This window comes from Serpentinicella sp. ANB-PHB4, assembly GCF_031432315.1.
Taxonomy (GTDB): domain Bacteria; phylum Bacillota; class Clostridia; order Peptostreptococcales; family Natronincolaceae; genus Serpentinicella.
Genome location: NZ_JAVKGO010000001.1, coordinates 225,106 through 237,830 on the forward strand (window position 1 = coordinate 225,106; position 12,725 = coordinate 237,830).

Annotated in this window: 12 protein-coding genes; all 12 read left to right on the forward strand. The window is 32.4% G+C overall.

What is annotated here, in order from left to right:
- Positions 1-42: 42 nt before the first annotated feature.
- Complete coding sequence (locus RH915_RS01220) at positions 43-588, forward strand: PRC-barrel domain-containing protein (RefSeq protein WP_310477430.1); 546 nt, start codon at positions 43-45, stop codon at positions 586-588.
- A 56-nt stretch (positions 589-644) separates the two neighbouring features.
- The gene (locus tag RH915_RS01225) at positions 645-806 is read left to right on the forward strand and encodes a hypothetical protein (protein ID WP_310477431.1); all 162 of its coding nucleotides are present in this window, start codon (positions 645-647) and stop codon (positions 804-806) included.
- Between the two features lie 160 nt (positions 807-966).
- A complete protein-coding gene (locus RH915_RS01230) occupies positions 967-2,199 on the forward strand; it encodes an AI-2E family transporter (protein ID WP_310477432.1) in 1,233 nt (410 codons plus the stop codon).
- 109 nt (positions 2,200-2,308) lie between these two features.
- Positions 2,309-4,948 (forward strand): alanine--tRNA ligase, encoded by a 2,640-nt coding sequence (gene alaS, locus RH915_RS01235; RefSeq protein ID WP_310477433.1) that lies wholly within the window; start codon positions 2,309-2,311, stop codon positions 4,946-4,948.
- Positions 4,949-5,185: 237 nt separating this feature from the next.
- Positions 5,186-5,452 carry an IreB family regulatory phosphoprotein gene (locus tag RH915_RS01240; protein WP_310477434.1) on the forward strand — a complete coding sequence of 89 codons (267 nt, stop codon included), beginning with the start codon at positions 5,186-5,188 and terminating at the stop codon, positions 5,450-5,452.
- Positions 5,453-5,454: 2 nt separating this feature from the next.
- On the forward strand, positions 5,455-7,644 hold the full coding sequence (locus RH915_RS01245; RefSeq protein ID WP_310477435.1) for a hypothetical protein: 2,190 nt from the start codon (positions 5,455-5,457) through the stop codon (positions 7,642-7,644).
- Positions 7,645-7,721: 77 nt separating this feature from the next.
- Positions 7,722-8,672: an aldo/keto reductase gene (locus RH915_RS01250; RefSeq protein WP_310477436.1), complete on the forward strand. Its 951-nt coding sequence runs from the start codon at positions 7,722-7,724 to the stop codon at positions 8,670-8,672.
- A gap of 10 nt (positions 8,673-8,682) precedes the next feature.
- A complete protein-coding gene (gene ruvX / locus RH915_RS01255; RefSeq protein ID WP_310477437.1) occupies positions 8,683-9,102 on the forward strand; it encodes a Holliday junction resolvase RuvX in 420 nt (139 codons plus the stop codon).
- A gap of 76 nt (positions 9,103-9,178) precedes the next feature.
- Positions 9,179-9,454, forward strand: coding sequence for a DUF1292 domain-containing protein (locus tag RH915_RS01260; protein WP_310477438.1), 276 nt, complete (start codon positions 9,179-9,181; stop codon positions 9,452-9,454).
- Positions 9,455-9,592: 138 nt separating this feature from the next.
- Complete coding sequence (locus RH915_RS01265) at positions 9,593-10,027, forward strand: Fur family transcriptional regulator (protein ID WP_310477440.1); 435 nt, start codon at positions 9,593-9,595, stop codon at positions 10,025-10,027.
- Between the two features lie 315 nt (positions 10,028-10,342).
- Positions 10,343-12,004, forward strand: a complete 1,662-nt coding sequence (locus tag RH915_RS01270) for a ribonuclease J (protein ID WP_310477441.1) — start codon at positions 10,343-10,345, stop codon at positions 12,002-12,004.
- 66 nt (positions 12,005-12,070) lie between these two features.
- Positions 12,071-12,724: an O-methyltransferase gene (locus RH915_RS01275; RefSeq protein WP_334307722.1), complete on the forward strand. Its 654-nt coding sequence runs from the start codon at positions 12,071-12,073 to the stop codon at positions 12,722-12,724.
- Position 12,725 lies beyond the last annotated feature (1 nt).

Genomic DNA, 12,725 nt, shown 5'->3' on the forward strand with positions numbered 1-12,725 from the left:
ATCAAAAAATAAAACAAAGCCTAAAAAAAAGGGGAATTCAAAATGCGCATCAGTGAGGTAATTGGTCTTAAAGTATTAAACAAAAACAATCAAATTATGCCTTACTTTATAAAAGAACCTATCTATTCTTATAAGAATTTAAGTGTAGTGGCTTTTTTAGTTCAACATACCTTTATCTCAAAAGATAAAGAGAAAATTCTCTGTTATAACAAAATTTTAAATTTTACTAATAACGGTGTCATAACACTTAATGCTAAAAGTCTGATAGGTTTAGATCAAAGAGATGATATTCTAAAACTTTATAAAAATCCCCTTAAACTATCAGAGTTTGAAATTTATACAAAAGACGGAGAATTAGTGGGGATTGTTAGGGATGCGATTATAAATCAAAATAATGGAAAAGTAGACGCATTAATTATACACGAAGGATTCTTTACAAATATGTATAACGGATATTCTGTTTTAGTCCTTAGTGAAAATAGCTTGTTAGAAGAGGCTACAAGCAATAAATTAATTATCAAAGAAGAAGATAAAGACGAGATTTACTACGAAGGTGGAGGAATAAAAAAAATACTACGCATAGATTAATTGAAATAACAAAAAATAAAATAAATAAAAATATTTCTATAGAAAGGAGAAATTTTATGAGGAATATGCCAAGTAAATTGATAGCAGGAAGTCTATTTGGAGCAGCTGTAGGAGTTATTGCCCTTTCATCAATAAAATCAAGAAACAGAAGAAAATTAATGAGTAACAGCCAAAAATTATTAACAAGAGCGTCCAATCTCATAGACACAACATTCTAAATTAAAAAGCAGCTTTTGCTGCTTTTTAATTTTAAGTCAATACAAAATTGTATTTTTTAAAATTAAAAGAATAATATATAAATAAGGCGAAATAAGGTCACCACATTCATTATATGTTCAAAGAGTTATCACCCATTTAAACATTAGGGAGTTGCATTGTATGGATCATCCTGTAGCGGAAACAACATCAAGAAATATTGACGTTTTCCTAGGTCAGAATGTAATCGCAGATATATTAAACTATTTAATACAAATAGGTTTAATAATATTGATCTGTGGCTTCCTCTATTATTTAGTACATATTGGGAATCAACATGTAGATGAAAATAAAAGAATAAGTATAACGAAAAAGCATTTATTATTTACATTTATAGGCTTAACAATTATTTTATTGCTAGCATTTATGCTCAGAGCTAGAGCGGTACTATTACAGCTTTTATCACCATTTATCTTTGCCTTTGTTTTTGCCTATTTATTAAATCCAATTGTGCAATATTTAAATAATAAGGGCATTAGTCGACTTATATCTGTTTTGCTTGTTTATCTAGGTATAGCCATAAGTATATTTATATTTTCCATTACGTTAATACCCCACATAGTAGAAGAAATAAAAGATCTTATTGAACTACTCCCTAAGTACAGCAATGAAAGCTATGATTATTTATATAACCTATATATGAAGTATGCTAAAAACTTTGAAAGATTACCAGATGAGTTAGATGCAGTTAAAAATTTACTAACTGTTAATATAGGTCGTTTTCAAAATACTATTTTCAACCTATTGTCTAGAGTTACAGAAAGTCTATTATCTATTTTCACAAAGGCTGTTGGGCTAATATTAGTTCCTATAATTACTTTTTATTTTTTAAAAGATAAAAATAAATTTAAAAAAGGAATTATTTTATTAATCCCTAAATCATGTCGAAAAGTCACCCTGACCATAGCTAGAGATATTGACCAAGTATTGAGCAACTTTGTTAGAGGACAACTAACCGTCGCAGTATTTATTGGTGTCCTTACAATAGTAGCTATGTTAATACTTAGAGTAGAATTTGCTGTCTTAATAGGCATTATAGCCGGCATAGCGAATGTCATTCCCTATTTTGGTCCCGTAATAGGTATTATACCAGGCGTTATTTTTGCCCTCATGGATGGACCACTAAAAGCACTTTGGGTAATCATAACCTTTACAATGATTCAACAGATTGAAAGTGGTATAGTAGCACCTAAAATCGTAGGTAAGAGTGTAGGACTTCATCCTGTTTTTGTAATGCTATCCCTTATATTAGGTGGACGTTTTTTCGGCATAATTGGTCTGTTAATTGCAGTTCCAACAGCTGCTGTTATAAAAGTGTTATTTAAACATATACTAAAATTAATTGTTAAGTATTAACCGATATTGACAAAAATCCTGTTATTCTATATAATTCAAGTAAATTTAATGGAATTAATTGCTCTCGTCCAAAGGATGAGGGCTTTTTCGTAAAATAAGGAGGCGCTTCATGAAAAACATAGGATTAAATGAACTAAGAAAACTTTTTTTAGACTTTTTTGAATCTAAAGAACACCTCGTACAACCAAGCTACCCCCTAGTACCGCAAAAGGATAAGAGTTTATTATTAATTAATGCAGGAATGGCACCATTAAAACCTTATTTTGCTGGTAAAGAGGAACCACCTAAAAATAGAATGGCAACATGTCAAAAATGTATTAGGACTGGTGACATTGAAAATGTTGGAAAAACAGCAAGGCATGCTACTTTTTTTGAAATGTTAGGTAATTTTTCATTTGGAGACTATTTTAAAGAAGAATCTTTAAAATGGGGATGGGAGTTTGTTACAGAATACTTACAAATGCCTATCGATAAACTTTGGGCAACCGTATACGAAAATGATGACGAAGCCTTCGAAATTTGGGAAAAACAAATAGGTATACCAAAAGAACAAATTGTACGGCTAGGAAAAGAAGATAACTTTTGGGAAATAGGTATAGGTCCTTGTGGCCCATGTTCAGAACTTTATTTTGATCGTGGTGAAAAATTTGGATGTAACGATCCAAACTGTAAGCCTGGTTGCGAATGCGACCGTTATGTAGAATTCTGGAATCATGTATTTACCCAATTTGATAAAGATGAAGAAGGGACATACAATCCATTACCAAATCCAAACATTGATACGGGTATGGGCCTTGAACGTGTTGCCTGTATTATGCAAAATGTAGACTCAATTTTTGAAATCGACACAATGAAACATATCTTAAATAAAGTTTGCTTACATACGAATACAAAATACAATGAAAATAAAATATCAGACGTATCCATTAGAATAATTACGGATCACATCCGTTCAATTGTATTTTTGATTAGTGATGGGGTTTTACCAAGCAATGAAGGTAGAGGCTATGTACTTAGACGCTTAATAAGAAGAGCAGCTAGACATGGAATTCTACTAGGTAAATCAGATAGTTTCCTAAATGATGTTGTAGAAGCAGTAATTGCAACCTATGGCGAAACCTATACAGAACTAGTTGAAAAGCAAGACTATATTACAAAAGTAATAAAAGTAGAAGAAGAACGTTTTCAAGAAACAATTCATGCTGGCTTAGAAATATTAAATAATTTTGTTAAGGAATTAGAGCTAAACAACGAAAAACTTTTAAAAGGCGAGCATGCCTTTAAACTATATGACACCTATGGATTCCCCCTTGATTTAACAAAAGAAATACTAGAAGAGAAAAATTTAGATGTAGACGAAGTTGGATTTAACGATGAAATGAACAAACAAAGAGAAAGAGCAAGAAAAGCCCGTACAGGCAATAATACAGCAGGATGGGAAGAAGATGTATATACAACCCTAGATAAAAAAATCACAACTTCATTTGTGGGCTACAATGACATTAAAAATAAAACAAAGATAAATGCGATTGTAGTAGACAATGAAGTCGTATCACAATTAAACAAAGACCAAAAAGGAACCGTTATACTTGAAAGCAGTGCTTTTTATGGAGAAAGTGGTGGTCAAGTTGGTGATACAGGATTAATTTATAATCAAACCTTTAGAGGCAGCGTTATAGATACAAAAAAAGGCCCTAATAATCAAACACACCATGTTGTAGTTGGAGAAGAAGGTACTATTCAAGTAGGGGATGAAATTTACACCGAAGTAAACGAGCTGAATAGAAATAACACCTCAAAAAATCATACTGCAACTCATTTACTACACAAGATTCTAAAAGAAGTTATTGGTGATCACGTTCAACAGGCAGGGTCCCTTGTAACACCGGATAGATTAAGATTTGATTTTACTCATTTTGAATCACTAACACCAGAACAATTAAATACAATTGAACATAAAATAAACGAAAAGATACTACAGGCATCAAAGGTACAAACCTTTGAAACATCCCCTGAAGATGCAAAACAATTAGGCGCAGAAGCCTTATTCGGTGAAAAATATGGGGATATCGTTAGAGTCGTAAAAGTGGGAGATGAAAGCATAGAGCTTTGTGGAGGAACCCATGTTGAAAATAGCAGTGAAATTGGCCTGTTTATACTTATAAATGAAAGTGGAGTTGCCTCTGGAGTTAGAAGAATAGAAGCAATTACAGGACTAGAATCTTATAAGTATGTAAAAAAACAACAGGATACAATTAATAAAGTCACAGAGGCCTTAAAAACAACACCAACAAATATGCTATCAAGATTAGATGCATTATTACTAGATATAAAAGAGAAAGAAAAAGAAATTGAAAAATTAAAAAGTCAAATTTCCCTTGGTTCAGTTGATGATTTAATAAATAAAGCAGAAAAAATTAACGGCGTATCCACAATCGTAACAAAGGTTTCCGACCAAAATATGAATGATTTAAGGAAACTAGGAGATACCCTTAAAGATAAGTTACAATCAGGTGTAATTCTGCTATCATCAACAATAGACGGAAAAGTGAATTTTGTATCAATCGTGACAAAGGATATAACACAAAAAGGACTTAACGCTGGTAAAATTGTAAAAGAGGCCGCTACAATAACAGGTGGTGGCGGTGGTGGTAGACCAGACATGGCCCAAGCCGGTGGTAAAAATCCAGAAAAAATTGATGAAGCCCTAGAAAAAGTAAAACAAATTTTAATAGAATCCCTTAAATAAATCTAAATATTCACTAGAACAAATAGACATAGGATACCTCCAAGTAGATCGTCTAATTAGTAAACAGACGATCTACTTGGAGGTTTTTGTATAAAATACAAGAAGAAATTCCTAATTCCATTATTAATATGAATTTTATTATGCAATTTCTAATTATTAAAATCTAATCTGCAAATTATCAATTTGACATGGTATAATATAGATACAAATGAAAAAAATAAGAAAGGGGAGAATAACATGTCTGAAAAATTTAATCACACAATGAAATTTAATATAGAACAAGAGCAAGAATACAAAGCAAAAGATGTGATTTTAACAGTTTTTGAAGCACTTCAGGAAAAAGGTTATAATCCTACGAATCAATTTATAGGATATATTCTTTCTGGAGACCCAACCTATATAACAAGCCATAATAGTGCAAGAAGTATTATCAGAAAAATTGAACGAGACGAATTATTAGAGGAATTATTAAGGTTTTATTTAGCAAACAATAGGAGCGAATAGATTTGAGAAGGACTAAAATTTGTTGTTTTATAGTGATAATATATCTACTACTTTCTCAGTACCAAGTTGCACATGGCAAAACACAATCTAATACAAATGAAGCTATAGATGATAAATTTGTATTAGTTGTGATGAACCGTGTGCATTATAATGATCTATTAAAAAGCCCAAAGATGAAAAAACTAATGAATGAAGGATCCTTAGGACTTATGAACACAAGGGCCCCGGGAAGGCAAAGTGATCCTAAGTCTTATCTTACAATAGGGGCTGGAACAAGAGGAGAAGCAGATAAAAAAACAGCGGAATTTAGTCAATTAAAAAAAGAAATTTCAGAAATATATTCAAGAAGGACAGGCCTTTTGAAAGAAGAAGGTGCTGTAAATTTAGAAATAAATAATTTAATTAGTCAAAATACTAGGGGAGACTATGGTGCTATACCTGGAAACCTTGGTGAAACACTTTCACAAAATGGTTTAAGTACAGCCCTGTTAGGGAGCAATATTTTAAAAGACAGCAATTTTAATCCAGCAGGATTCATTGCTATGGATCAAAAAGGTTATATTGCTCAATCAAAAATAGAAGATCAGTTCATTCAAATAGACCCTGCGAGTCCCATGGGATTTAAAACAGATTATACTAAGTTATATGATGCTTTTCAAAAATCATATGAAAAAAATAATTTTATCGTTATTGAAACTGGAGATACATGGAGACTTGATGAGTACGCAGTAAATCTGACAGAAGAATTATACCAACAACATAAAAACAAGATGATAACGGAACTTGCAGACTTTATTGAAAAAATCATCACAACTCCCCCAAAAAGCACGCCGGTTATGATTCTATCCCCATATCCTTCAAATGTTTATTCAGAGCAAGGGGATAGACTTACGCCAATCTTGTATTTTGGTCAAGAAAATGTAGCTGGGTTACTTACTTCAAATACAACAAGAAGAAAAGGAATCGTTGGGAATATAGACGTTGCACCGACGGTTCTTCAACATTTTAATATAGATTTTAAACAAATGACCGGGAGTCCCATAACAAGTATAAAAGAAATAAACCAAGTAGATTACATTTTAGGTCTAAACGAAAAAACTGTTTTTGTTTCAACGAATAGATACAATGTGCTATATAGTTATGCAACCTTCCACATAATTGTAGCTATGTTAGCAATATTGGTTATTTTACTCAACAATAATTTTTTAGCAAAAAAAATAACAAATAAACTACGAAAATACATTTTAGATTTGTTATTAATAAGTGGGCTGATGCCTTGGGCAATGCTGATGATACCGATGTTCCGTATTACTAGCGTGGCACTTACCTATATTCTAATTATTTTATTGCCCTTAGTCGTTATTTACATTGCAAACATAGTTGCTAAAAGAGACCCGCTTAAATTGTTCATTACAATAACAGGACTGGTATCTTTAAGTATACTAACGGATATTTTGCTTGGACAGCAACTTTTAAAACAATCACTTTTAAGCTACGACCCTATAATAGGCGCCCGTTACTATGGACTTGGAAATGAATATCTAGGCATATTAATCGGATCCTACCTTATTTTCTTGTGTAGTATTAGAGAAAGGTACAGAACTTCCATTAAAAAAATAACTACATTATTTTTTATAGCCCTAGTACTAATAAGTGCCCCTATATTCGGAGCAAATGTTGGAGGAACAATTACTGCTGCCTTTATTTTTATGTTTACATACTTAAAATTAAAAAATACTGATATAAAAATAAAACATATTTACTTTATCCTTTTAATGATAATATTAACTGTAGGAATAATTGCTAGCATTGATCTATTTTTAGTTGACTCAAAGTCCCATTTAGCCAGGGCAATCAGTCAAGTTAATGATCAAGGAATAGAAGTGATGTTTCAAATTCTAACTCGGAAAATTTCAATGAACTTACGCCTGATTAATGTAACTGTCTGGAGTAGAGTGCTGCTAACGGCGATAGTTGTATTAGGCATATTGTTTTATAAACCAAAAGGTATTTTAAAAGAAATGAAAAGAAAATACCCTGACATTACCGTGGCTTGGAATAGTATTATTCTAGCTTGTATACTTGTTTTCTTAGTAAATGATTCCGGTGTTGTAGCAGCAGCAACAACAAGTATTTATCTTTTAGTACCATTGCTTTATTTAGTTATTTACCACTTAGAAAATGAATTTTAACTACAAAGACATATATTTTAATTAATATGAAGCCATGAATTTTCTCATAGCATTCATTACCTATGGAGTGTTTAATATTGGAAAAAATAAAACTGGGAAATACCCTGTTGAATGTTTCAAAATTATGCTTTGGAACATTAACAATGGGCCCACTACAAGCAAACCTAAGTCCAAAAGAGGGCGGTAGACTTTTGACCTATGCCTTACAGCAAGGAATAAACTTTCTAGACACAGCAGAGCTGTACGAAACCTATGACCATATAAAATGTGCATTAGAAAACATACCTAGGCAGGAACTGGTTATAGCTACAAAATCCTACGCTTATAGTAAAGAGACTGCAGAAGCAAGCTTAAATAAAGCACTAAAAGAAATGGATACCGACTATGTGGATATATTTTTATTACATGAGCAAGAGAGTATACATACAATAAGAGGGCACTATGAAGCCTTAGAATATTTTATAAGAAAAAAAGAACAAGGGTATATAAAAGCTTTAGGCTTATCAACCCATAGAATTGAAGCTGTAGAAGCATCTTTAAAAATAAAAGAAATAGAAGTACTCCATCCAATCGTTAATATGTTTGGACTAGGTATACAAGATGGAAATATAGAAACAATGCTTAAAACCTTAGAACAAGCCTACCAACAAGGCAAAGGTATTTATGGCATGAAACCCCTAGGTGGGGGGAACTTTATAAAAGACTATAAAAAATGCTTAGAATTTGTATTAAATATAAAACCTTTACACGCCGTTGCAATAGGGATGCAAACAATAGAAGAAATCCAAGCGAATGTACTGACCACTTTGAAAAAAGAAATTGACACAGCAATTTTAAATAAAATTAACAAAAAAAATCGCAAATTAATTATTCAAGACTGGTGCGAAACTTGTGAAAATTGTATACAGGCATGCAGCCATAAAGCTTTATCAAAGCAATCAACTCAAATTAAAATAGATCATAGCAAATGTGTATTATGCGGTTATTGTGCAAAATATTGTCCGCATTTTTGCATTAAGGTAATTTAGGAGGAATATCATGGAACGTATTATGGGATTAGATGTAGGAGACAAAACAATCGGTGTAGCATTAAGTGATTTAATGGGATGGACAGCCCAAGGTTTAAAAACAATATTTAGAAAAAGTAAAAAACAGGATTTCTTAGAGCTAAAAGAAATAGCAACACAAAATGATGTTAAAAAAATTGTTATCGGACTACCTAAAAATATGAATGCAACATTAGGACCCCAGGGAGAAAAGGTATTAAAGTTTAGTGAGGATTTAAAAAAACAACTCGACATAGAAATCGTACACTGGGATGAAAGATTAAGTACCGTAGCAGCCGAGAGATCACTTATCCAAGCGGATGTTAGTCGTAAAAAAAGAAAAGCGGTTATAGATAAAATGGCAGCAGTTTATATTTTACAAGGTTACTTAGATCGACAACAAACAAATTAATTATAAAAATTAGTGTTTTTTCTTGAAATTTGGTATATAATACAAATAAGCTTAAGAATAGAAAGGAGTTTTTAAAATGGAAGAAAGAGATGATTTAATTACGCTAGTCGATGAGGATGGCGTTGAGCAAGATTTTGATGTAATTATGACTTTAGAAGTTGAAGAAAAAGAATATGCGATTCTCTCTCCAGTAGACGCAGATGAAGAAGAGGATGCTTACATATTTAAATTAGTTGAAGATGGAAAAGGCGAATATATTTTAGAAGCGCTAGAAGATGATGATGAATATACAAACGTTGTTGCGGCATACGAAGCTATAGTTGAAGAAGAAATAGGCCGAGAAGAAGAGTAACAAATAACAGTATATTTAAAAAGAGATGGGCTTATGCCCATCTTTGTCTTTTTAATTAGAAAACATTGACATACCCTTTAAATATAGATATAATACTACATGAAAAGAGTTTTTAATTGAGAATAGCAGGTGATATATGTGGACAATTTATTAGAGACAATTAAAGAAAAACTTAAAGAAGAAGGCTTAAAATTAACGCCTCAACGAAGAGCAACCCTTGAAGTAATTATTAATAGTCAAGGGAAACATCTAACTACAGAGGAAATATATGATGAAGTCAAAGTTAATTGTCCAGAGATTGGATTAGCTACTGTTTATAGAACCTTACAACTATTAGATGAGCTTTCCATAATATCAAAAATTAATTTAGACGATGGCTGCAGCCGATATGAGCTTAACACCCACGATGATGACCACCAACATCATCACCTTATTTGTCAGCAATGTGGTCATATTATAGAAGTAGAACTAGATCTATTAGAACATCTTGAAGAAGAAATTGAAAAAAACTACGACTTTAAAATACATGATCATAAAGTTAAATTTTTCGGATTTTGTTCAAAATGCTGTTAGCCTTGTAGTTACTTCTACGGGCTTTTTTATTTGTGGAAATATCCTAACTGTTTTAAAATGAGAAAACAATTATTTTTATTTGACTAATAATTCAAGTATATAAAATTCGCATTTATTTATAACCTATTTTAAAATGACCAAGGGATAAAAAATTAAATTATTCTACATACTATCTATATAAAAAAGCGCTATAATTATAAAAATTATAACTTAATTATAAAAAACAAACTTGAATGTAATGATAGATAAATCTATTTTTATATAAAATAAAACTTTAAAAAAACGTACGGAAAAATTAAAAGGAGTGATTTAGCATTGAATCGTAAAACAGAAAAAATTAGAGTCATACCATTAGGAGGATTAAATGAAATTGGGAAAAACATGACTGCAATAGAGTATAAAGACGAGATACTTATTGTGGATTGTGGCCTAAGCTTTCCAGAGGACGAAATGCTTGGTATTGACATTGTTATCCCAGATATTTCTTATTTAATTAAAAATCAAGAAAAAGTAAAGGGAATTGTATTAACCCATGGTCACGAAGATCATATCGGGGCACTACCTTATGTACTCAAACGAATTAATGTGCCGGTTTATGGATCAAGATTAACATTAGGACTTGTAGAGTTTAAACTTAAAGAACACAAAATGTCCGACGTTGTCACTCGTAGAGTCGATCCAGGAGATAAAGTAACCATTGGAACTTTTGATGTTGAGTTTATAATATCAACCCACAGTATTCCTGATGCTTGTGCACTGGCAATACATACGCCACTAGGAGTTATTTTTCACACAGGAGACTTTAAAATTGACTACACACCAATTGGGGATATGATTGACCTGCATAAAATAGCAGAACTAGGTCAAAAAGGTGTTCTTTTAATGCTGGCAGATAGTACAAATGTTGAAAGAGCAGGAACGACAATGTCTGAAAGAAGTGTTGGTCAAACCTTTGAAAAGGTTTTTGGCAATACAACTAGCCGTATTATTGTAGCAACCTTTGCATCAAACGTACATCGTATACAACAAATTGTAGATGCCGCATTTAAATTCAATAGAAAAATTGTCGTGTCTGGTAGAAGTATGGTAAACGTTGTTTCTGTAGCCCATGAGCTAGGAGCCCTTAATATACCAGATGGGATGATCATAGACGTTAATGATATGGATAAATATAACGATGATGAAATCGTAATCGTAACAACAGGAAGCCAAGGAGAGCCAATGGCAGCCCTTTCAAGAATGGCTAGCTCTGATCATAGAAAACTAGACATAAGACCAGGAGATACAGTTGTTATTTCAGCAACACCAATTCCAGGTAACGAAAAGTCAGTTACAAGAGTGATTAATCAACTATTTGAAAAAGGTGCTGACGTAATATACGAAAGTTTAGCCGACGTTCATGTATCCGGCCATGCTTGTCAAGAAGAACTGAAATTAATGCATCGATTAGCCCAACCTAAATATTTCATGCCAGTTCACGGTGAGTTTAGACATCTTAAACAACATGGTAAACTAGCCGAAAGTTTAGGGATGGATAAAGAAAATATATTTACGATGCAAAACGGTTCCGTATTAGAAATAGGACAGAATTTTGCAAAACTAAATGGCAGTGTACCATCCGGCAGAGTGTTAGTAGATGGTTTAGGAGTAGGAGACGTAGGTAACATCGTACTAAGAGATAGAAAACATCTTTCTGAAGATGGTCTAATGGTGGTTGTTGTAACAATCAATAAAGCAACTGGAAAAATAGCAGCAGGACCAGATATTATCTCAAGAGGTTTTGTTTATGTAAGAGAGTCAGAATACTTACTAGAAGAAGCGAAAAAAGTCATTAAAACCGCCCTACAAAAATGTGAGGAACAAAATATCACTGAGTGGTCTCAACTTAAAAATGCAATTAGAGACAGCTTAAAAGATTTCTTATATAGCAAAACCAAAAGAAGACCGATGATATTACCAGTAATTATGGAAGTATAAAATAGAAAACAAATCAGTCAGTGTACGATACACATCGTATCCTGACTGTTTTTTACTCAAAAAGGAGTGGTATGCTTGAGTGAAATCACACATTCATACGTTGAGAATTACATTCGTTCAATACTTCCGGATCAAGAAGGACTATTGAAAGAAATGGAGCAGTACGCTAATGATAACCATGTACCCATTGTTCACAAAGAAGTAGCAGCACTAATCAAAGTGCTAACAAAATCAGTACAAGCAAAAAAAGTACTTGAAGTAGGTATGGCAATAGGTTATTCCTCAATGATTTTTATTGAATCAATGGGAAAAGATGGGCACATCACAACAATAGAACGGGATGATAAAATGTATGAGCTAGCACTAAATTACATAGAAAAAGCCGGTATAGCAAATCAAGTAAAAATCATAAAAGAGGATGCCCTGGAAGTACTAAAACATCTAGAGGGAACATATGACCTGATCTTTCTTGATGGCGCAAAAGGACACTACAATGAGTTTCTTGAGGATTGTCTACGGCTTCTAAAAAAGGGTGGGATTATCATTTCCGATAACATCCTATTCAAAGGAATGGTTGCAACGGATGACTTAGTCACACGAAGAAAAAGAACCATCGTAAATAGAATGAGAGACTACTTATCCTACATAAGTCATCATCCCAAATTAGAAACGAGTATTTTGCCAATAGGTGATGGTGTAGCGATTAGTTATAAAAAGTAGG

Bases quoted from the DNA above. Each gene is read 5' to 3' on its own strand.
- RH915_RS01260 (WP_310477438.1), top strand. From the start codon at position 9,179: ATGGAAGAAAGAGATGATTTAATTACGCTAGTCGATGAGGATGGCGTT.
- RH915_RS01240 (WP_310477434.1), top strand. From the start codon at position 5,186: ATGTCTGAAAAATTTAATCACACAATGAAATTTAATATAGAACAAGAG.
- RH915_RS01220 (WP_310477430.1), top strand. From the start codon at position 43: ATGCGCATCAGTGAGGTAATTGGTCTTAAAGTATTAAACAAAAACAAT.
- ruvX (WP_310477437.1), top strand. From the start codon at position 8,683: ATGGAACGTATTATGGGATTAGATGTAGGAGACAAAACAATCGGTGTA.
- RH915_RS01230 (WP_310477432.1), top strand. From the start codon at position 967: ATGGATCATCCTGTAGCGGAAACAACATCAAGAAATATTGACGTTTTC.
- RH915_RS01225 (WP_310477431.1), top strand. From the start codon at position 645: ATGAGGAATATGCCAAGTAAATTGATAGCAGGAAGTCTATTTGGAGCA.
- alaS (WP_310477433.1), top strand. From the start codon at position 2,309: ATGAAAAACATAGGATTAAATGAACTAAGAAAACTTTTTTTAGACTTT.